We start from the raw sequence: 20,687 nt of genomic DNA on the forward strand, positions 1-20,687 counted from the left end.
CTCAGCCGAGGATCGCTCCAGCGGCCACCGTCACCCTCTCGGCGCGCCGAGCCGGGGTCAACGTCCTGGTGAGCAGCCGGCGCAGCTCGGGCCGGCCGCCCCGGCTGAAGGCGGCACGCTGCTGTGCCGCACCGGTGCCGTCGACTCTGAGCCGGGCCACCGCCTCTCGCACCAGTTCGACGTCGCCCAGTTCTACGAGCTCGGGCTCGAGCATCCGCACGAATCGGCGGAGGCAGCCGTGAGCCGGGGCCAGCCCGCCGCGCAGCGGATCGAAGACCTGCCGGTCCATCCCGTGATGGGCCGAGTGCAGCAGGGCAGCGGAGAGGAGTTCGGAGGGCATCTGGGCGGATGCGCTCGCGGCGGCGGCCTGCGCGGCCGGCACCCCGAGTGAATGTGCCACGAACGCCCGGCACAACGCGGTGATGAACAGCGTGGTCTGCGCATCGAGCTGTGCGTCTGCCACCCGGAACTCGATCGTGGGCAGGTGCTCCGAGAGCCGTACATCCCACATGATCACACCCAGGTCGACGGTGCCGCCGATGCCCAGCAGTCGTGCGATGCGTCGGTCGTAGTCCGCGGCGTCGAGGAAGGCCGGCGGGCAGCCCGAAGTCGTCCACCGGCGCAGCAACACCGTGCGCCAGCTGTCATGCCCGGTGTCCTGCCCCCGCCACAGCGGCGAGTTCGCGGCGATGGCCGTGAAGAGCGGCAACCAGGGCCGCACCGCATTCAGGACGATCACCCCGGCCTCCCGGCTTGGGATGCCGACGTGCACGTGCAGACCGCTCACCTGATGGTCGGCGATCACGGCGTCCATGGTGCGCACGATTCGTTGGTAGCGCTCGGTGTCGGTGATCGTGGGGAACGCCGTCGTGTCGGGCGGGGTGCCGACACTCGCCACGATCACACCGAGTTCGGCCGCCTGGTCGGCGACCGCGCGTCGAAAGCCCGTCATGGCCGTGTGAGCGTCGTCCATCTCTTCGAACACCGCCGAAGCGTGCTCGATCTGGGAGGCCAGGAACTCCCGGTGCGTCACGCCCTGCCATTCGGGCATCGTCGACAGGTGCTCGAAGGCCTGGGCGCCCACATCCACGGGGAACAGGGTGTCAGGATCGAGGAATTGGAACTCCTCTTCGATGCCAAACGTAGCCACGTTGACCTCTTCCGTCGCCGTCGGATCACGACAGTGTGAACCGTCTGCGACGAGTGTGACCTGTAGCCGGATGGCGGTCAAGGGTCTTGCATCACCCTGTTGGGGGAACCGGACCGCCCTCGGTGGACGGGTGCACAATGGTCGCGTGCGCGCCACCGCGGCGGTGCCGGATGGGAGATGGACGGATGTGCAGATGGCTGGCGTACCTCGGGGAACCCCTGCAACCCTCAATGATCGTGCTCGACGCTAAGCACTCGATAGTCGCGCAATCGCTGAACTCCCCGCTCGGGGCCGAGACGGTGAACGGGGATGGCTTCGGCTTCGGCTGGTACCCCACGGGAGCCCCGAAGGGCACCGCACCGGCGCTGTTCCACAGCATCGAACCCGCGTGGAACGACGCGAACCTGAGCGAGCTCACCAGGGCTCTCACCAGCCCGCTCTTCTTCACCCATGTTCGCGCGGCAACCGCACCGCCGATCCAGCAGACGAACTGCCATCCGTATCGCTATCAGAACTGGATGTTCATGCACAACGGCGCCATTGCGGGGTGGCGCGAGCTCAGGCGCGACCTGACGTTGGCGATCGACCCGTCGCTGTACCCGAACGTGCTCGGCACGACGGACTCAGAGGTGCTCTTTCACCTCGCGCTGACCTACGGGCTCCGTGATGACCCTATCGATGCCATCGGGCGCGCCATTCGCACCGTCGAGTCTGTCGGCCACGATCACGATGTGCGTTTTCCCTGGCAGGGCACCGTCGCCGTCTCCGACGGCACCACCTTGTGGGCCTTCCGTTACTCGACCCAGGGACGCACGCGCACGTTGTTTCATTCGGCGGACATCCGCACGCTCCGCCAGATGTACCCCGACCAGGAGCGGCTGGCCGCCTTCGGTGATCATGCGAAGGTCGTGGTGTCCGAGCCGCTCAACGACCTGCCCGGCGCCTTCGTCGAGGTACCGGAATCGTCCGCACTCATTCTCGAAATGGACGGGTATCGGCATCAGCCCTTCCTGGTCGACTGACCACGTCGGGCCGGCCGCTCCTGAATACACAAAACGCCACCTCGAGAGGTGGCGTTTTGCATGTTGGTGGTCAACAGCGTGTGGCAACAACCCAATGGTGGAGATGCGGGGAATTGAACCCCGGTCCATTGCTGTGGTCATGTTTCTTCTACGGGTGTATCCAGTGAAGGCGTTCTACTCGGCTCCGGAACTTGCCACTGGCAGCTGATCCGACGAGCCCAGCCCTCGTTTGAGTCCCCCTATACCCCGAGGCTCAGGATAGGAGCAATCTCTCTAAATGACGTCAGGATCCGAGTAGAGAGCATTCCCGGTCTGACGGTCTCAATGTGGTTCTACTTAGGCCGCGAGGGCGAAAGCGGAACGCGAGACAGTGCGGTTTGAATTGGCACTTATTGTTTTGCAGAGATCGTTTACGAGATAACCCTGCATCCTCGACCCGCTTCTCACAGTTACGCAGGCAATGTCGAAACCGATCATCCCCATGTTCACGTGCTGCCGACTCGAATGAGTTGCGCAGAACGCGGTTGTTGTCACACGCTGTTGAGTTACCAATCCTGTTTCCAGAACCGCAGTGGCGAACATTGCAGCTCACCACCACGGCCTTTCAGGATACAACACTTTCGCGCCACCCCGGTAGCGACGGATGCCGCATGCCGTCATCGACAACGCGCCGTCTAGCGAAAATGTTTCCGATACCTGGCCTACAGATTCATGACAAATTCTCGCATACTTCTACGATTTATGAGATAATGGGCGTATGGACGACGAGCTGGCTCCAGGCTCCCCCGCACCGACGGGAACTTCTCCCACCGGCTCCAATCTCCACGACTGGAACACCGGCCTGGCCGGGCCGGCACCGGATGCCGGCAGCGTGAGCGGCACCGCCGACACTCAGTTCGGCGGTGAGGGCAAGCCGGAGTGGCGGGATCCGTCGGCGATCCCGGGGGTGCAGCGTGCGTTCACCGGCGCCTTCGGTGAAAAGCTCCGGGTCCTCGCGGATGCCGCGGGGATGGTGCAGGCCGTTCTGGAGTCGACCGACCTCGACTCGCTCAGTGACGCGGAGGTGGTGACGTTCACCCAGACGGTCGAGAATGCCGGCCGGCCCGTGGACGCGGCCCGGGTTGGCGCGGCGGCGTCTCGGCAGGAGATGAAACGGCGCCTGGCGCTGGGTGAGAAGGTGGCCCAGAGGATGCTGGCCGGCCAGGTGCTGGAGCCGGAGTTCCCCGCGGTGGCGGCCGCGATGCGCCCGGGGAATTGGGGATCGATGCGGCGGAGACGATCGTGAAGGGGCTGGCCGACTATAAGGTGCACGGCCGCTTCGATGCCGACCAGGCCGACGTCGAATCCGCCGAGCTCGGCCTCGTCGAGCGGGCGACAGGGTCGGTCTTCGCTCGCACCCGCGGCCCCGGCGACAGCGACATCCGGTGCACCGGTCCGATTCTGCGGCGTCGCGATTCGGAGGGGTTCACCTATCCGGCCGATGATCTGCGGTCCCTGGCGGCACGGATGCAGGCGCTACTAAACCCCGACGGGGCCGCCCCGAACGCGACCACGGTTGAAGCGAAATCCACCATATCCTTCGGCGAGCTCACCCGGGACCTCTACCCGCTGCGTGGCGGCGTGACCCCGGACCTCAAGGGTGTCATCCAGAACCTGTTCAACACCTTCCAATCCGCCCGCTCCGCACCGCGGTTCCCGTCCGCACAGGAACAGCAACGCATCGAAGCCGGCGAACTCGTGCCCGGCGAGCTGATCGACGAACGCACCGGCGGGGAGAAGCGCGCCGATATTCTCCGCGGCATCCTGGTGCAGGTCGCCCAAGACCCCCGCACCCCGACCATGGGCGGCATGCCACCGACGGTGATGGTGCATGTGAACGCGGCCGACCTCCTCAAGGACGCCGGCGTCGGTTGGATCGACGGCGTCGACGGGCCGGTCTCGATGAAGACCATTACGCAGATGATCGACAACGGCGGCTTCCAGCCCGTCGTCTTCGGCAGGGCCGGTGCCGTCCTCGGCCTGGGCTCCAAAGCCCGTTGTTTCTCCCCGATGCAACGCAAAATGATCACCGCCCGAGACGGTGGCTGCATCATCCCGGGCTGCGACTGCCCACCCCAGTGGACCGAAGTACACCATGTGGTGCCGTGGCAGGTCGGTGGGAAAACCCATGCTTCCAACGGGGTATTGCTGTGCTGGTACCACCACCACACCATCGACAGCGGCGGGTGGAGAATCCGGATGGTCGGCGGGCGGCCGCGAGTGATGGCCCCGCACTGGGTCGACCCGTCCGGGACATGGCGCACACCCGGAAAACACCGGGCGCACGACCCGAAGACCCGACCACAAGACGAGTAGCGGCCAGATTGAGCGGGCGACTCGGGGCGGGTCGGGGCTGGCTAGTCGCCGAGGTTGCGGCGGGCGGAGATGGCTCGGTCGGACTCGCGCTTGTCCTGGCGTTCGCGCAGGGTCTGCCGCTTGTCGTATTCCTTCTTACCCTTGGCCACCGCGATCTCGACCTTGGCCTTGCCGTCGCTGAAGTAGATCTTCAGCGGAATCAGGGTGTAGCCGCCCTCTTTGGTCTTGTGGCTGATCTTGACGATCTCCGCCTTGTGCAGCAGCAGCTTGCGCTTGCGACGGGGCGGGTGGTTCGTCCAGGTGCCGGCGGTGTACTCCGGAATGTGCACGGCATCCAGCCAGGCCTCCCCGGACTCGATGAACGCGTAGCCGTCGACGAGGGACGCCCGTCCGGCGCGGAGGGACTTCACCTCGGTGCCGCTGAGCACCATTCCGGCCTCGTACGTATCCTCGATGAGGTAGTCGTGGCGCGCCTTGCGATTGGTCGCGACGACCTTCTCGCCTTTTTCCCTGGGCACGGCATTCTCCTCGATCGGTTCAGTGAAGCGCCCAGGCATCCGCCGGGCAGCCCATCAGTCTAGTGGATCTGATCAGACCTTCAGATAGCGGGTGATCGCGAAGTTGGCCGACGCCGCGGCCAGCGCCGCACCGAGCACCAGCAGGATCGGCACCACGGTGAACGCGTCATCGAGGCCGACCAGGGCGAAGCCAGTGAGACTGGCACCCAGGTAGCCCTGCACGAAGTAGTGCACGATCGCCACGATCGCCCCACCGGCCAGCAGTGAACCCAGCAGCGCCGCGAAGACACCCTCGAGGATGAACGGCGTTTGGATGAATCGGTTCGACGCACCCACCAGTCGCATGATGCCCAACTCCTTGCGCCTGGAGAACGCCGACAGCCGGATGGTCGTGGCAATCAGCAGGGCCGCCGCCACGAGCATCAACGATGCGATGCCGATGGCTGTATAGCTGGCCACGTTCAGCACCGAGAAAATCTGATCGAGGTACTTGCGTTGATCGGCGACATTCTCGACCCCGGCGACGCCGGACAGGCTCTCGACCAGCACTTCGGAGTCCTCGGGGTTGTTGAGGTTGACCCAGAAGGTCTGGTTGAGCTGTTCGGCTGTCACGTAGTCGGCCACGGGGTTGCCCGCGAACTGCGTTTTGAAGTTCTCGAACGCCTGCTCGTGCGTCTCGAAGTAGTACTTGTCGATGAAGGTTGCCAGGGTCGGGGACTCCAGCTGCGCCTGCACCGAGTCGATCTGCTCCTGGGAGGCTTCGCCTGCGGTGCAGGTCTCCCCCGGCGAGATGGCGGTGCACATGTAAATGCCCACCTGTGCGCGGTCGTACCAGAAGTTCTTCATCTGGCCGATCTGCATCTGCATCAGGATCGCCGCGCCCACGAAGGTGAGCGAGATGAAGGTGACCAGCACGACCGAGACGACCATGGAGGCGTTGCGGCGCAGGCCGTTGGATGCTTCGGAAAGCACAAGTCCGAGTCTCATCGGGTGGGTCCTACGTTCTGCTCACTGGTGGGATCGGCCTTTTCGCCCGGAGCCCGCAGGCCTAGCTTCTCGGCCAGGGTGAGCTGTTCTGGTTCGTCGTGCTGGGTGACCGGGAGCACCGGCCTGGACATCGTGGAGGTCGGCTGCTCGACCGGCGGCGCAGCGGCCTGCTGGTCGGGTTCCGGCTGAGGGGTTTCCGGCTGACGGTCAACCGCTGCGGGCTGCTCGGCCATGACCGGAACCGGCGGGATGGGCGCCACGACAGGGACCAATGGGGTGGAAGCCACGACCGACAGGGGCTCGGCCCGTTCGATCGCCGGTGCCGGTTCGGGCGTCGGCTCTACCGGCAGCGCGGTGCTCACCGCAACCGCGGCGGCCTCGACCTCGGCCGATGCCACCTCCTGGGGCAGCACCTCCGGCGCGGGGTGGGTCAGCGGCGTGGCCGGGGCGGAGCCCGTGGCCGGCATCCGCGAGGACCTCGACGCGGCCCGCTCGCCGGGGGGCAGCACCATCGGGATGGCCGCCGTGGCGTAGCCGCCCTGACGCTCGTCGCGCACGATCTGGCCCGCGGAGAGTTCGATCACGCGGCGCTTCATCTTGTCGACGATGCCGGCCTCGTGCGTGGCCATGATCACGGTGGTGCCGCCGGCGTTGATCCGGGCCAGCAGCGACATGATCTCCGCACTGGTGGTGGGGTCGAGGTTTCCGGTCGGTTCGTCGGCGAGAACGATCTGCGGTTTGTTCACGATCGCTCGGGCGATGGCCACGCGCTGCTGCTCACCACCGGAGAGTTCGTGTGGCAGACGCTGCGCCTTCTCAGCCAGGCCCACCATCTGCAGGGTGTCGGGCACGGCTTCCTGGATGTACCCACGGGACTTACCGATGACCTGCAGGCTGAACGCGACGTTGTCGTAGACGGTCTTGTTCGGCAGCAGACGGAAGTCCTGGAAGACCACCCCGAGGTTGCGACGGAAGTAGGGCACCTTGCGGTTGGAGATGGAGCGCAGATCCTGGCCGAGCACGTGAATGCTTCCGCTGGACGGCTTCTCCTCCTTCAACATCAGGCGAAGGCAGCTCGACTTTCCCGAGCCCGAAGCCCCGACCAGGAAGACAAACTCGCCGCGAAGAATTTCGACGTCGATTGAGTTCAGGGCCGGTCGGTTCGTACCGGGATATTTCTTGGTGATGTGATCAAATCGGATCATGGCGTTTCGAGCCTAGGCAGCCATCCGGGATTTACCTACTTGCGACATGCCTCAAGCAGCAAGTCCAAAGGTTGACACGCCTAGTCGGTGGGGGTCTTGCGCCAGCGGATGCCGGCGGCGATGAATCCGTCCAGGTCACCGTCGAACACGTTGGACGGGTTGTTGACCTCGTACTCGGTGCGCAGGTCCTTGACCATTTGATACGGCGCGAGCACGTAGCTGCGCATCTGGTCACCCCAGCTCGCGGTGATGATTCCGGCGAACTCCTTCTTGGTGGCCGCCTCCTGCTCACGCTGCAGCAACAACAGCCTGGACGCCAGCACCCGCATCGCCGCCGCGCGGTTCTGGATCTGGCTCTTTTCGTTCTGGCAGCTCACCACCAGTCCGGTGGGCAGGTGGGTGATGCGCACGGCGGAGTCTGTGGTGTTCACCGACTGCCCGCCGGGGCCGCTGGAGCGGAACACATCGACGCGGATGTCGTTGTCGGGAATCTCCACGGCCTCGGCCTGGGCGATCAGCGGGACCACCTCGACGGCGGCGAAGGAGGTCTGGCGCTTGCCCGCGGAGTTGAACGGGCTCATCCGGACCAGCCGGTGCGTGCCGGCTTCGACGCTGAGGGTGCCGAACGCGTACGGCGCGTTCACCTCGAACGTGGCGGACTTGATGCCGGCCTCTTCGGCGTAGCTCACGTCGAGAACGTTGGTGGTGTAATCGTGCTGCTCGGCCCACCGCAGGTACATGCGCAACAGCATCTCGGCGAAGTCGGCGGCGTCCACGCCACCGGCCCCGGCCCGGATGGTGATCACGGCAGGGTTGGGGTCGAACTCACCGTTGAGCAGGGTGTGCACCTCGAGGTCGCCGAGGACCTTCTGCACGCTGCGCAGTTCGGCCGTGGCCTCATCGGCCGATTCCTGGTCGCCCTCGGCGTTGGCCAGCTCCACGAGCACCTCGAGGTCGTCGAGGCGGGACTCGATGCTGTCGATGCGTTTGAGCTCGCTCTGGCGGTGGCTGAGCTCGCTGGTCACCTTTTGGGCGTGCTCGGAGTCGTTCCACAGGTCGGGGGCACCCGCCTGGTCGCTCAACTCGGCAATGTCCAGCTTCAGCCTGTCGATGTCGATCACCGACCGGATGTCGTCAAACGTGGCCCGCAGCGCGGCGATCTGCTCAGAGAAATCCAGCTCAATCATTGTGGAATCCAGCCTACCGGGCGAGAGGTAACATCGAACGGATGAGCACCGAGCGCCCCTTCAGCCTCCGGGGAGTGGCTCTGGCCGCGTTTCTACCCACGCTGCTCTTTTCCATCGGCGAGGGTGCGATGATCCCGCTCATCCCCCTGGTGGCGGACGGCCTCGGCGCGTCGCTGGCCTTCGCCGGTTTCATCGCGGCCATGGTCATGGTCGGTGAACTCGTCGGCGACATCCCCAGCGGCGCGATAGTGTCCCGCATCGGCGAACGCAACTCGATGATCGGGGCGTCGCTGCTGGCGATCATCGCCGTGCTGGTCTGCATCGTCGCCCCCAACCCGGTCGTGCTGCTGGTGGGCATCTTCCTGATCGGCCTGGCCACGGCCGTGTTCGCTCTGGCCCGCCATGCCTTCATGACCAGCTACGTGCCCGTGGCCTACCGGGCCAGGGCGCTGTCGACCCTCGGCGGCGTCTTCCGCGCCGGTTGGTTCGTCGGACCGTTCCTGGCCGCCGGGGTCATCCACCTCACCGGCAGCACCACCGCCGTCTTCTGGGTGTTCATCGTCTGTTGCGTGGCCGCCGCCGTCGTGCTGATGCTGCTGCCGGATCCGACGATTACCTTCGCGAAGCCTGCTCCCGTCGCCGTCGCGGAGACCGCGGGACTGTTCAGCACCATCTGGCGCTACCGGGGCGTGCTGCTGCGGCTGGGCACCGGCGCGGGGCTGGTCGGTGCGATGCGGGCCACCCGCACGGTGCTGCTGCCGCTCTGGGCGGTCAGCATCGGCATCAACGAACCCGACACCGCCCTCATCATCGGCATCGCCGGCGGCATCGACTTCGCGCTCTTCTATGCCAGCGGCCAGATCATGGACCGCTTCGGGCGCATGTGGACCGCGATCCCGTCGATGACCGGACTGGGGGTCGGCATGCTCGCCCTCGCGTTCACCCACGATCTGCCCGAGAACGTGGCGTGGTTCATCGCCGTGGCGATGTTCCTGTCCGTGGCCAACGGTATCGGCAGCGGATTGCTGATGACCCTGGGCGCCGACCTGGCGCCGGCCGGCGGCCCGGCCCCGTTCCTGGGCGCCTGGCGGTTCACCGCCGACTTCGGCAGCGCCGCCGCTCCCCTGGCCGTCGCCGCCATGATCGCGCTGTTGTCGCTGTCGGTGGCCAGTGCTGTGATGGGAGTGGTGGGCCTGGTGGGAGCCGGCGTGCTCTGGCGCTACATTCCGCGGTACGCCCCGCGCCACCCCCGTTTTCCCCCGAGAGAAAGATAGCCAGCATGCCCCTGCACGGAGAGTACGAGCCCAGCCCCGAGAAGTGGGTCCGCGACCAGGTCGAACTCTACGAGACCTCCGCCGGCACCAAGGGCACCACCATGCGCGGGATGCCCGTGATCGTCCTGAGCACCCTCGGCGCCAAATCCGGCAAGATCCGCAAGGCTCCGCTCATGCGCGTCGAACACGACGGCCGTTACGCCGCCGTGGCGTCGCTCGGCGGCAGCCCGAAGAACCCGGTCTGGTACGCCAACGTGCTCGCGCATCCGCTCGTCGAGGTGCAGGACGGTCCGGTGCGACGCGACATGCTCGCCCGGGAGATCACCGGCGACGAGAAGGCCCTTTGGTGGGAGCGGGCCGTTCTGGCGTACCCCGACTACGCCGATTACCAGGTCAAGACCGATCGGGTCATCCCGGTGTTCCTGCTCGAACCCGTCGCCGAGCGGGCCTCCTAGTGGCCAAGCCACCGGCCCGGTCGAAGCGGCGCGGACCCCAGCTGGACCGGATCCTGCTCGAGAACCTGCTCGACAACGACGGCGCGCTGGTGGGCCGCGGTGACGACCGTGAGGCCGAACGCTACAGCCGGGTGGACTTCTCCGGCCGGGACTTCACCGGCACCCGGTTCGCGGAGTGTGAGTTCCACGGCGTCGACCTGAATACCACGGTGCTGCGCGGCAGCACCTGGAACGAGTGCGTCGCCACCGAACTGCACGCGGCCGTGTTCAGCGCGCCACGATCGAGCTGGCGGGACGTGCGCATCGAGCACTCCAGGCTCGGCTCGGTCGAGCTCTACGACTCCAGCCTGCGCAGCGTTCAGCTGGACGGGTCGAAGCTGGACTTCATCAACCTGCGCAACGCCACCCTCACCGACGTGCTCATCTCCAACTGCATCATCGACGAGCTCGACCTCTCCGGGGCCACCGTGCAACGGCTGGAACTCCGCGACTGTCGGATCGGCACCCTCGACGTGGCCGGCGCACGGCTGACCGACGTGGACCTGCGCTCCAGCGACTTCTCGGCCATCCACAGCCTGGAAGGGCTCAGGGGCGCCACCATCGACGACGCCCAGCTCGCGCTGCTCGCTCCGTTGCTCGCGGCGCAGCTGGGCATCCTCGTTGAATAAAAGTAGGGCTCTCTAGAGCCACTTCTCGGCAAGGTGCTCGGCCACGACCCGGCGGATGGTGCCGGTACTGCCGCGCAACACGATGCTCTCGGTGCGGATCTTCGGCCCCATCTTGCGCACCCCGCCGACCAGCTGGCCGTCGGTGACGCCGGTGGCGACGAAATAGGTGTTGTCGCTGGTGACGAGGTCGTTCACGCCCAGGATGCGGTCAAGGTCGTGGCCGGCGTCGATGGCCCGCTGGGCCTCGTCGTCGTCCTTGGGGTGCAGCTTCGCCTGGATGAAACCGCCCAACGCCTTCAACGCGCAGGCGGTGATGATGCCCTCCGGGGTGCCGCCGATGCCGACGCACATGTCGATCCGGGTCTCGGTGATGGCCGCGTTGATGCCGCCGGCCACGTCGCCGTCGAGCATCAACCGGGTGCCGGCGCCCGCCGCGCGCACCTCTTCGATCAGGCCGGCGTGCCGCGGCCGGTCGAGGATGGCGATGGTCATGTCGGACACATCCTTGCCCTTGGCCTTGGCCAGAGCGCGAATGTTCTCGCCGATCGGCTGGCGCAGGTCCACGACGTTGTGGCCCTCCCATCCGGTGACGATCTTGTCCATGTAGAACACGGCACTGGGGTCGTACATGCTGCCCCGGTCGGCGACCGCGATCATGCTCAGTGCGTTCTGACGCCCGTTGGCGGTGAGTGAGGTGCCGTCGATGGGGTCCACCGCGATGTCGCAGGAGGGCCCGCGCCCGCTGCCGACGTGCTCGCCGTTGTAGAGCATCGGCGCGTCATCCTTCTCGCCCTCGCCGATGACGACGACGCCGTCGAAATCGACAGTGCCGAGGAATTTGCGCATCGCGTCGACGGCGGCACCGTCTGCGGCGTTCTTGTCGCCGCGGCCGATGAACGGCACAGCGCGGATGGCGGCGGCTTCGGTGGCCCGCACCAGCTCCATGCCGAGGCTGCGGTCGGGGTGGAGGTAGAGAGAATCGTGTTCAGTAGTCACTGTGTATTGGTGTCCTTCGAGGTCGTATGTGGGTTGCTGAGGGACGCGCCGGAACTACGCCGGTACGGGGCCAGCATACCCAGCGTGCCTAGAGCGGGACCTTGTACCCCGAGCGCTCACACAGAAGCCCTCGCTAGACTTGACGGACACCCCCGCTCGATTTCGAGGAGAAGCAATGCCCATCGCAACCCCAGACCAATACGCCGAAATGCTGAACAAGGCCAAGTCGAAGGGGTTCGCGTACCCCGCATTCAACGTCTCCTCCTCGCAGTCCATCAACGCCGTTCTCCAGGGCCTGACCGAAGCCGGCTCTGACGGCATCATCCAGGTCACCACCGGTGGCGCCGACTACTTCGCCGGTCACACCGTCAAGAACCGTGCCGCCGGCGCCCTCGCGTTCGCCAAGTTCGCGCACGCCGTTGCTGACAACTACCCCGTCACCGTGGCCCTGCACACCGACCACTGCCCCAAGGGTGCGCTGGACGACTTCGTCCTGCCCCTCATCTCGGCCTCCGAGACCGCCGTCGCCGATGGCTTCAACCCGATCTTCCAGTCGCACATGTGGGACGGCTCGGCCATCGCGCTCGACGAGAACCTCGAGATCGCCAAGGGCATCATCACCCGCACCAAGGCGATCAACGCCATCCTCGAGGTCGAGATCGGCGCCGTCGGCGGCGAAGAAGACGGCGTTGAGGGCGACATCAACGACAACCTGTACACGACCTTCGACGACACCGTCAAGATGATCGAGGCCCTCGGCCTCGGCGAACAGGGCCGCTACATGGCCGCCCTCACCTTCGGCAACGTGCACGGCGTCTACAAGCCCGGCAACGTCAAGCTGCGTCCGGAACTCCTTGCGGAGATCCAGGCCAGCGTCGCCGCCAAGTACGGCACCAGCGCACTGCCCCTCGACCTCGTCTTCCACGGTGGCTCGGGCTCGACCGATGCCGAGATCGCCGAAGCCGTCGCCAACGGTGTCGTGAAGATGAACGTCGACACCGACACCCAGTACGCGTTCACCCGCGCCATCGCCGACTACATGCTGAAGAACTACGACGGCGTGCTCAAGGTCGACGGCGAAGTCGGAAACAAGAAGCTGTACGACCCGCGCGCCTGGGGCAAGGTTGCCGAGACGGCCATGGCCGCACGCGTTGCCCAGGCCACCCGCCAGCTCGGTTCCGCCGGGCACTCCAACAGCTAGTTCAACAGAAAACACCGGATGACGATGGCAGAGAACGCTTCAGACCAGACCCCGGCGGTCACCCCGCCGGTGGACTACCGCCCCCAGCCCCGCTACGGCGAGCTGGCTCCGGAGGGCTGGACCTGGACGCCGCCGCAGGACGAACCCGTTCCTGCGGCCTCTGCCGCCGCATCCACCACGGTGACGCCGGCCCGGGCGACGCGGGGATCGGCCGAACGGCCGGCCTCCGCGGCGCCAGGTTCGGTGCCGGGAACGGCGCCTGCCTGGGACCGACCCCTCACCATCAGCCTGCTGGTCTTCGGGCTGCTCGGCGCCTACTTCACCATCTCGATTCTCGGCAGCCTGCCGCAGGCCCTGGCGATGCTCTATTCGCAGGCCGAACTGGGTGAGTACACCGTGACGGACTCCGTCACCGCGATCATCACCGGCGGCAGCATCGGCCAGGCCGTCGTCTGGGTGGCCGCAGCCGTCTCGTCGATCCTGCTGCTGCTGCGCGGCCGACGCGCGTTCTACGTTCCGATCATCGGCGGCGTCGTCGCGTTTGTCCTGCTGGTCGCGGCCGTGGCCGTCGTGCTCGCCGGTGACCCGGCGTTGCTCGAGTACCTCAGCCAGCCGTAAGGCCCGGCCAGCCACCGACTACTCCGGTCGACTGACCCTGCCCCCGAGCGCACGCGCGTCGGTCTTGCCCTGCAGGTCTTTGCGCAGCTCCTTGGGCAGCGAGAAGAGCAGGTCTTCTTCGGCGGTCTTGATCTGCTCCACGTCGCCGTAGCCGGCGCCGGCCAGGTCGCGCAGCAGTTCCTCGACGAGTTCCTCGGGCACGGATGCTCCGCTCGTGACGCCCACGGTGTTCACGCCGTCGAGCCACTCCTGCTTCACTTCGTTGGCGTAGTCCACCCGGTAAGCTGCCTTCGCGCCGTACTCCAGCGCCACCTCCACCAGGCGTACCGAGTTGGACGAGTTCGCCGACCCCACCACGATCACCAGATCGGAGTCGCGGGCGACCTTCTTGATGGCCACCTGACGGTTCTGGGTGGCGTAGCAGATGTCGTCGCTGGGCGGGTCCTGCAGGTTCGGGAACCGGGCCCGCAGCCGGCGCACCGTCTCCATGGTCTCGTCAACGCTCAGCGTGGTCTGCGACAGCCAGACCACCTTGTCCGGGTCGCGCACGACGATAGTGTCGGCCTCGTCCGGGCTGCCGACGAGCGTCGTGTGCTCCGGCGCCTCGCCGGCGGTGCCCTCGACCTCTTCGTGGCCTTCGTGGCCGATCAGCAAGATCTCGAAGTCGTCGCGGGCGAAGCGCACAGCCTCGCGGTGCACCTTGGTGACGAGCGGGCAGGTGGCGTCGATGGCCGACAGGCCGCGAGCGGCGGCGGCGTTGACCACGGCCGGCGACACGCCGTGCGCGCTGAAGACGATATGCGAACCGGTGGGGACCTCATCCACTTCTTCGACGAAGATGGCGCCCTTCTTCTCGAGTTCGCTCACCACGTGGGTGTTGTGCACGATCTGCTTGCGCACGTAGACGGGCGCCCCGTACAGTTCGAGGGCCTTCTCCACCGCGATGACCGCCCGGTCCACGCCGGCGCAGTAGCCGCGCGGGGCCGCGAGCAGCACCTTTTTCGGCCCGACCACCGGGGTATCCTTGAGCCTGTTGCGCAGGCTGGGAATTCTGGGCATGCCAAGGCCGATCACGGGCGCATTAGTACTGGTACTCACCCGAACAGTCTAAGCGGGCATGTCTGAACGGACCGTGCGAGCCCTCAGCAGACCAGGAGACCCATGAACGCAGTCACGATGCCCGCCGCGGGCGACGAGCCGCCCACCGTCGACGCCCCCTGGCCCGTCGCCGTGCTCTCCAACAAGATCCGCGGCTACATCGAACGGCTCGGCACCGCCTGGGTGGAGGGCGAGATCGTGCAGTGGGGCACCAGCGGCGGCAACGTCTACGGCAAGCTCAAGGACCTCTCGGTGGATGCGACGGTGAGCTTCACGGTCTGGTCGTCGGTGAAGGCCCGCCTGACCGGTGACTTCAAGCAGGGCGACAGGGTCATCGCCCTCGTCAAGCCCAACTACTGGGTCAAGGGCGGCTCCCTCACGATGCAGGTCTTCGAGCTGCGCCACGTGGGGCTCGGCGACCTGCTGGAACGGCTCGAACGCCTGCGCGCGCAGCTCAAGGCCGAGGGCCTCTTCGACGCGTCCCGCAAACGATCGCTGCCGTTCCTGCCGCACCGCATCGGGCTGGTCACCGGCAAGGACTCCGACGCCGAGAAAGACGTGCTCCGCAACGCCCAGCTGCGCTGGCCGGCCGTCGACTTCAGGGTGGTGCACGCCGCCGTGCAGGGCGACCGGATGGTCGGTGAGGTCACCGCGGCCATCAGGGCGCTGGATGCCGACCCCGAGGTGGACGTCATCATCGTCGCCCGCGGCGGCGGCGACTTCCAGAACCTGCTCGGCTTCAGCGACGAGTCACTCGTGCGCGCCGTCGCGGCCTGCACTACCCCGGTGGTCAGCGCCATCGGCCACGAGGCCGACCGGCCGCTGCTCGACGATGTCGCCGACCTCCGCGCCTCGACTCCCACCGACGCGGCGAAGCGGGTGGTGCCCGACGTCTCCGACGAACTCAACAGGGTGCAGCAGGCGCGGGCGCGGCTGAGCAGCCGGCTCACCGGTATCCTCGCCACCGAGGTCGACAGGCTCGGCCAATTGCGCAGCCGACCGGTGCTCGCCGGCGCGGACTGGATCATCGACAGTCGTTCGCAGGACCTCACCCGCTACGTGGCGCGCGGCACCGAGCTGATGCACCGTACTCTCGAACGCGCCGGGTCCAGCGTGGTCGAGCTGCGCTCCCAACTGCGCGCCCTCTCCCCCCAGGGCACCCTCGACCGGGGCTACGCCATCGTGCAGCTGCCGGACGGCCACGTGCTGCGCTCCAGCGACCAGGCCCCGGCCGGCACCGAGCTGCGCATCACCGTGGGCGTTGGCACCGTGCCCGCGGTCTCGAAATAGATGGAAAGAAATAGGATGGATGACATGACTTCGTCCGCAGCCCCGACTCCGACCACCGCCGGCACCGTCCCGGCGGTCGACTCGCTCAGCTACGAGCAGGCCAGGGACGAACTGATCCGTGTCGTCTCGGTGCTCGAGCAGGGTGCGTCCACGCTCGAGGAATCCCTGGCGCTCTGGGAGCGGGGCGAGGCCCTCGCCACCCGCTGTGAGGAATGGCTGATCGGCGCCAAAGCACGCCTGGACGCCGCCCGCGGCGCGGCCACCGCGGAATGAGCCGCAGTCCCCGCCCACCGCGCGTCGTCGCGGAGCTCGGCCGCCCCGAGACCGCCGAGGAACGCGCTAGGCGGCTGGCAACCAACTCCAAGAACTACCGGTCCCGCAAGACCATCAACAACCTCGTCTACTCGCTGTTGGCGACCCTCGGCGCGGTCATCGTGCTGGTGCTGATCGTGCCCCGCAGCGACACCCCGATCAATCGCGAGGTCGACTACACGAGCGTCGCCGAACAGGCGCAGTCCGGCGTCGAGGAACCGCTCGTCGTGCCCGAGCTCCCACCCGGCTGGAGCGCCAACGCCGCCCAGTGGCGCCAGGGCGGCAACGACGGTGTCTCGAGCTGGTACCTCGGCCTGCTCACCCCCGAGAATGAGTTCATCGGGCTCACCCAGGCCGTCGACGCCAACCCCACCTGGCTGGCCGACCAGCTCGAAGACGTCGAACCGACCGACACCATCACCATCGCCGGTCTGGACTGGGCTGTCTACCGCAATCCCGCGCCGGCCGCCGACCGGGGCAACTTCGAATCCGCCCTCGTCACCGAGGCCGGCGACAGCAGCTATCTCCTGATCGGCACCGCCACCGACGAAGAGCTGACCGTGCTCGCCGCCGCCGTGGCCCGGCAGATCAGCACCGAACCGACCGGCACCGAACAGAACGGCTCCAGCGAATGACCGACACACCGACTCTGACACCGGCCCAGGTCTGGAACGACCTCGCCGCGGGCAACGAACGCTTCGTGGCGGGCACACCGCAACATCCCCGGCAGGACGTCGACCGTCGCGCCGAGACCGCGTTCGTGCAGAATCCCATGGCCGCCCTGTTCGGCTGCAGCGACTCCAGGCTCGCCGCCGAGATCATCTTCGACAAGGGCCTGGGAGACCTGTTCGTCGTGCGGAACGCCGGCCAGGTCATCTCCGATTCGGTGCTCGGCTCACTCGAGTACGCCGTTGCGGTGCTCAAGGTGCCTTTGATCCTGGTACTCGGCCACGACAGGTGCGGCGCGGTCCGAGCCGCCATCGACTCGCAAGCCGAAGACGCCGAGGCCCTGCCGCCGCACATCAACAGCATCATCGAGAAGATCGTGCCGGCGGTGCGCCGCGTCAATGGACCCGAAACCGGTCCGCTCGACCCCGACGATGTGGATGCATCCGCCGTGGGCCGGGAACACCTGCGCGACACCGTGGCGGAGCTCGTGCAGCGCTCCGAGATGATCAGCGCCGCGATCGCAGAAGGTACATTGGCTATCGTCGGTGCGAACTACAGGCTCCTCGAGGGCCGCGCAGATCCTGACCTCGTCGTCGGCGTCGTCTAGGAACTCTCGACACCGACCGGCAACCCGCATGAATCGAAAGGTATGACACACCGTGGTGGACATTTCAGCTGAGACAGAATTCCGGATCGAACACGACACGATGGGCGAGGTCCGGGTTCCCGCCGACGCGCTCTACGGTGCGCAGACGCAGCGGGCGGTCGAGAACTTCCCGATCTCCGGATCCGTGCTCGAGTCCGCCCAGATCGCAGCCCTGGCCCGCATCAAAAAGTCGGCGGCCCTCGCCAATGCCCGTCTGGGCGTGCTCGACTCGAACATCGCCGACGCCATCGCGGCAGCCGCCGACGAGGTCATCACCGGTCGATACGACGCCCAGTTCCCCATCGACGTGTACCAGACCGGCAGCGGAACCTCGTCGAACATGAACATGAACGAGGTGCTCGCCACCCTCGCCACCCGCCGCCTGGGCAGCCCGGTTCACCCCAACGACCACGTGAACGCGTCGCAGTCCTCCAACGACGTCTTCCCCACCTCGGTGCACATCGCCGTGACCAGCGCCCTCATCGACGACCTCATCCCGGCCCTGGATCACCTCGCGGTCGCGTTCGAGGCCAAGGCCGAACTGTGGGCGACCGCGGTCAAGGCCGGCCGCACCCACCTGATGGACGCCACCCCGGTCACCCTCGGCCAGGAATTCGGCGGCTACGCCCGCCAGATGCGCCTGGGCATCGAACGGGTGCGCACCGCGCTCCCCCGCGTCGCCGAGGTGCCGCTGGGCGGCACCGCCGTCGGCACCGGCATCAACACGCCGGCCGGTTTCCCGCAGCTCGTCATCGAGCTGCTCTGCGACGAGACCGAGCTGCCGATCACCGAGGCCATCGACCACTTCGAGGCCCAGGCCAACCGTGACGGCCTGGTCGACGCCTCCGGTGCTCTGCGCACCATCGCCGTTGGCCTCACCAAGATCTGCAACGACCTGCGTTGGATGGGCTCCGGCCCCAACACCGGCATCGGTGAGCTGAGCATCCCCGACCTGCAGCCGGGCTCGTCGATCATGCCCGGCAAGGTCAACCCGGTCATCCCGGAGGCCGTGCTCATGGTCTGCTCCCGCGTGATCGGCAACGACGCCACCATCGCCTGGTCCGGCGCCTCCGGCGCGTTCGAACTCAACGTGGCCATCCCCGTGATGGGCACGGCGCTGCTCGAGTCGATCCGGCTACTCACCAACGGCGCCCGGGTGCTCGCCGACAAGACCGTCGACGGCCTCGAGGCCAACCTCGACCGTGCCCGCGCGCTGGCCGAATCATCGCCGTCGATCGTTACCCCGCTCAACCGGGTGATCGGCTACGAAGCCGCCGCCAAGGTGGCCAAGCACTCCGTGGCGCAGGGCCTCACGGTGCGCGAGTCGGTCATCGACCTGGGCTTCGTGGAACGCGGCGAGGTCACCCTCGAGCAGCTCGACACGGCCCTGGACGTCCTGAGCATGACCCGGCCGCCCCAGGCACGCTAACCCGTACCGCGAAAGCGGCGAACCGGTTGCTTCAGCGTCGCTGAGGCAACCGGTTCGCCGCTTTCGCGCCTCTATGCCAGCTCGTTTCCCTCCAGCATCTCGGTGACCAGGGCGGCGATGGCGCTGCGCTCGGACCGGGTGAGGGTCATGTGGGCGAACAAGGGGTGGCCTTTCAGCGTTTCGATCACACTCGCGACACCGTCGAAGCGCCCCACCCGCAGGTTGTCGCGCTGGGCCACATCGTGGGTGAGCACCACCCTGGAGTTCTGTCCGATCCGGCTGAGCACCGTCAGGAGCACGTTCCGCTCCAGCGACTGCGCCTCGTCGACGATCACGAAGGCGTCGTGCAGGCTCCGACCACGGATGTGGGTCAGCGGCAGCACCTCGAGGATGCCGCGCTCGACGACCTCCTCCAGTACGTTCTCGCTCACCAGTGCCCCGAGGGTGTCGAACACGGCCTGGCCCCAGGGACCCATCTTCTCCTGCGCGTCACCGGGCAGGTAGCCGAGCTCCTGGCCGCCCACCGCGTACAGCGGCCGGAACACCATGATCTTGCGGTGCTGCTGCCGTTCCAGCACGGCTTCCAGGCCGGCGCAGAGGGCGAGCGCCGACTTCCCCGTCCCCGCTCGACCTCCCAACGACAGGATGCCGATCTCCGGGTCCAGCAGCAGGTCGATCGCCAGGCGTTGCTCCGCCGAACGTCCGTGCAGGCCGAACAGGTCGCGGTCCCCGCGCACCAGGCGCAACTCGCCCCGCCCGGTGACCCGCCCTAGGGCCGAGCCTCGGTCGGAGTGGATCACCAGGCCCGTGTTGACCGGCATGTCCTGCACCATGCGGGTCTGCAGGGACTCCTTGTCGTAGAGGTCGTTGACCTGCTCGGCGCTCAGGGTGATCTCGTCCATGCCCGTCCAGCCGGAGTCCACAGCCAGCTCATGCCGGTACTCGTCTGCGGTCAGTCCGATCGAGGCGGCCTTCACCCGCAACGGCAGGTCCTTGGACACCACGGTGACTGCGAGTCCGTCGTTGGCCAGGTTCATGGCCACCGCGAGGATGCGCGAGTCGTTGTCGCCCAGCTGCAACCCGGAGGGCAGCACCGACATGTTCGAGTGGTTCAACTCGACCCGCAGGCTGCCGCCCTCCCCCACCGGGATGGCGAAGTCGAGTCGTTCGTGCTTGACCCGCAGTTCGTCGAGGTAACGCAGCGCCTGCCGGGCGAAGTAACCGATCTCCGGGTCGTTGCGCTTGGACTCCAGTTCGGTGATCACCACCACCGGCAGTACGACGGAGTGTTCGGCGAACCGGAAGATCGCCTTCGGATCGGACAGGAGAACCGAGGTGTCCAGCACGAAGGTGCGCTCGGTTTGGTCGACCCCTGACGGTGTGTGTTCTGCGTTCAGGTAGTCGGTTCGATTAGCGGTCACAACCACTCCCACCCCGCACCCGAGGGTGCGGATTTGTTGGCGAGCGGCCACAAGCTTTTTCTCGAGCCGTACTTATGTGGCCGTCTCGATCAGGTGCCATACCTGATGAGATGAACGTACGTCGAGTGGCTGGGAATTAGAAAAGCGACACGCCCAACGTCACGAGACGTTAACGTTCGTCGGGCG

At 66.8% G+C, this 20,687-nt stretch carries 21 protein-coding genes and 1 other RNA gene; 13 read left to right on the forward strand and 9 right to left on the reverse strand.

Annotated elements, in window-relative coordinates; all coding sequences use genetic code 11:
* Position 1 precedes the first annotated feature (1 nt).
* On the reverse strand, positions 2–1,150 hold the full coding sequence (locus B7495_RS11495) for a YbdK family carboxylate-amine ligase (RefSeq protein WP_166788902.1): 1,149 nt from the start codon (positions 1,148–1,150) through the stop codon (positions 2–4).
* Between the two features lie 230 nt (positions 1,151–1,380).
* On the opposite strand from B7495_RS11495, the gene B7495_RS11500 reads away from it, so the two are divergent.
* On the forward strand, positions 1,381–2,172 hold the full coding sequence (locus B7495_RS11500; protein ID WP_240632222.1) for a class II glutamine amidotransferase: 792 nt from the start codon (positions 1,381–1,383) through the stop codon (positions 2,170–2,172).
* Between the two features lie 95 nt (positions 2,173–2,267).
* On the opposite strand, the gene ssrA is transcribed toward B7495_RS11500, so the two are convergent.
* Positions 2,268–2,653, reverse strand: a transfer-messenger RNA (tmRNA) gene (gene ssrA, locus B7495_RS11505).
* Between the two features lie 276 nt (positions 2,654–2,929).
* On the opposite strand from ssrA, the gene B7495_RS11510 reads away from it, so the two are divergent.
* Both B7495_RS11510 and B7495_RS11515 read left to right on the forward strand, forming a co-directional pair.
* The gene (locus B7495_RS11510) at positions 2,930–3,457 is read left to right on the forward strand and encodes a hypothetical protein (RefSeq protein ID WP_088456688.1); all 528 of its coding nucleotides are present in this window, start codon (positions 2,930–2,932) and stop codon (positions 3,455–3,457) included.
* Positions 3,454–4,527 carry an HNH endonuclease signature motif containing protein gene (locus B7495_RS11515; RefSeq protein ID WP_088456689.1) on the forward strand — a complete coding sequence of 358 codons (1,074 nt, stop codon included), beginning with the start codon at positions 3,454–3,456 and terminating at the stop codon, positions 4,525–4,527. The genes B7495_RS11510 and B7495_RS11515 overlap by 4 nt, the downstream gene beginning before the upstream one ends.
* 41 nt (positions 4,528–4,568) lie before the next feature.
* Here the strand turns inward: B7495_RS11515 and smpB are convergent, their stop codons facing one another.
* The 4 genes from smpB to prfB all read right to left on the reverse strand — a co-directional run bounded on the left by smpB (position 4,569) and on the right by prfB (position 8,424).
* Positions 4,569–5,045 (reverse strand): SsrA-binding protein SmpB, encoded by a 477-nt coding sequence (gene smpB, locus B7495_RS11520; RefSeq protein ID WP_088458063.1) that lies wholly within the window; start codon positions 5,043–5,045, stop codon positions 4,569–4,571.
* Between the two features lie 72 nt (positions 5,046–5,117).
* Positions 5,118–6,032, reverse strand: a complete 915-nt coding sequence (gene ftsX, locus B7495_RS11525; protein ID WP_088456690.1) for a permease-like cell division protein FtsX — start codon at positions 6,030–6,032, stop codon at positions 5,118–5,120.
* Complete coding sequence (gene ftsE, locus B7495_RS11530; protein ID WP_088456691.1) at positions 6,029–7,237, reverse strand: cell division ATP-binding protein FtsE; 1,209 nt, start codon at positions 7,235–7,237, stop codon at positions 6,029–6,031. Before ftsE ends, ftsX begins: the two co-directional genes overlap by 4 nt.
* 80 nt (positions 7,238–7,317) lie before the next feature.
* On the reverse strand, positions 7,318–8,424 hold the full coding sequence (gene prfB, locus B7495_RS11535) for a peptide chain release factor 2 (protein WP_088456692.1): 1,107 nt from the start codon (positions 8,422–8,424) through the stop codon (positions 7,318–7,320).
* Between the two features lie 41 nt (positions 8,425–8,465).
* On the opposite strand from prfB, the gene B7495_RS11540 reads away from it, so the two are divergent.
* Genes B7495_RS11540 through B7495_RS11550 form a run of 3 tightly spaced genes read left to right on the forward strand, consistent with a single transcriptional unit; the run spans position 8,466 to position 10,821 of the window.
* Complete coding sequence (locus B7495_RS11540) at positions 8,466–9,698, forward strand: MFS transporter (RefSeq protein WP_088456693.1); 1,233 nt, start codon at positions 8,466–8,468, stop codon at positions 9,696–9,698.
* Between the two features lie 5 nt (positions 9,699–9,703).
* Positions 9,704–10,153 carry a nitroreductase family deazaflavin-dependent oxidoreductase gene (locus tag B7495_RS11545; protein ID WP_088456694.1) on the forward strand — a complete coding sequence of 150 codons (450 nt, stop codon included), beginning with the start codon at positions 9,704–9,706 and terminating at the stop codon, positions 10,151–10,153.
* Entirely contained in the window at positions 10,153–10,821 is a 669-nt protein-coding gene (locus tag B7495_RS11550; RefSeq protein ID WP_088456695.1) for a pentapeptide repeat-containing protein, read from the forward strand. The genes B7495_RS11545 and B7495_RS11550 overlap by 1 nt, the downstream gene beginning before the upstream one ends.
* Before the next feature lie 12 nt (positions 10,822–10,833).
* Here the strand turns inward: B7495_RS11550 and glpX are convergent, their stop codons facing one another.
* Positions 10,834–11,766 (reverse strand): class II fructose-bisphosphatase, encoded by a 933-nt coding sequence (gene glpX, locus B7495_RS11555; protein ID WP_174776216.1) that lies wholly within the window; start codon positions 11,764–11,766, stop codon positions 10,834–10,836.
* 226 nt (positions 11,767–11,992) lie between these two features.
* Between glpX and fbaA the strand changes: the two genes are divergently transcribed.
* Entirely contained in the window at positions 11,993–13,018 is a 1,026-nt protein-coding gene (fbaA, locus tag B7495_RS11560; protein WP_088456697.1) for a class II fructose-bisphosphate aldolase, read from the forward strand.
* An 18-nt stretch (positions 13,019–13,036) separates the two neighbouring features.
* The gene (locus tag B7495_RS11565) at positions 13,037–13,636 is read left to right on the forward strand and encodes a DUF6264 family protein (RefSeq protein ID WP_121678487.1); all 600 of its coding nucleotides are present in this window, start codon (positions 13,037–13,039) and stop codon (positions 13,634–13,636) included.
* An 18-nt stretch (positions 13,637–13,654) separates the two neighbouring features.
* On the opposite strand, the gene B7495_RS11570 is transcribed toward B7495_RS11565, so the two are convergent.
* Complete coding sequence (locus B7495_RS11570; protein ID WP_088458064.1) at positions 13,655–14,695, reverse strand: 4-hydroxy-3-methylbut-2-enyl diphosphate reductase; 1,041 nt, start codon at positions 14,693–14,695, stop codon at positions 13,655–13,657.
* Positions 14,696–14,797: 102 nt separating this feature from the next.
* Between B7495_RS11570 and xseA the strand changes: the two genes are divergently transcribed.
* The 5 genes from xseA to B7495_RS11595 all read left to right on the forward strand — a co-directional run bounded on the left by xseA (position 14,798) and on the right by B7495_RS11595 (position 19,080).
* The gene (xseA, locus tag B7495_RS11575; RefSeq protein WP_240632223.1) at positions 14,798–16,024 is read left to right on the forward strand and encodes an exodeoxyribonuclease VII large subunit; all 1,227 of its coding nucleotides are present in this window, start codon (positions 14,798–14,800) and stop codon (positions 16,022–16,024) included.
* 24 nt (positions 16,025–16,048) lie between these two features.
* Entirely contained in the window at positions 16,049–16,297 is a 249-nt protein-coding gene (locus tag B7495_RS11580) for an exodeoxyribonuclease VII small subunit (RefSeq protein ID WP_088458066.1), read from the forward strand.
* Positions 16,294–16,971: a DUF4245 domain-containing protein gene (locus tag B7495_RS11585; protein ID WP_088456699.1), complete on the forward strand. Its 678-nt coding sequence runs from the start codon at positions 16,294–16,296 to the stop codon at positions 16,969–16,971. The genes B7495_RS11580 and B7495_RS11585 overlap by 4 nt, the downstream gene beginning before the upstream one ends.
* Positions 16,968–17,612, forward strand: a complete 645-nt coding sequence (locus B7495_RS11590; protein WP_088456700.1) for a carbonic anhydrase — start codon at positions 16,968–16,970, stop codon at positions 17,610–17,612. The genes B7495_RS11585 and B7495_RS11590 overlap by 4 nt, the downstream gene beginning before the upstream one ends.
* Before the next feature lie 100 nt (positions 17,613–17,712).
* Positions 17,713–19,080 (forward strand): aspartate ammonia-lyase, encoded by a 1,368-nt coding sequence (locus B7495_RS11595; RefSeq protein ID WP_240632501.1) that lies wholly within the window; start codon positions 17,713–17,715, stop codon positions 19,078–19,080.
* Positions 19,081–19,151: 71 nt separating this feature from the next.
* Here B7495_RS11595 and B7495_RS11600 read toward each other — a convergent pair whose 3' ends face one another.
* Positions 19,152–20,501 carry a PhoH family protein gene (locus B7495_RS11600; RefSeq protein WP_370028143.1) on the reverse strand — a complete coding sequence of 450 codons (1,350 nt, stop codon included), beginning with the start codon at positions 20,499–20,501 and terminating at the stop codon, positions 19,152–19,154.
* Positions 20,502–20,687: the final 186 nt, after the last annotated feature.

Source organism: Cryobacterium sp. LW097, assembly GCF_002205495.2.
In the GTDB taxonomy this organism is placed as follows: Bacteria; Actinomycetota; Actinomycetes; order Actinomycetales; family Microbacteriaceae; genus Cryobacterium; species Cryobacterium zongtaii.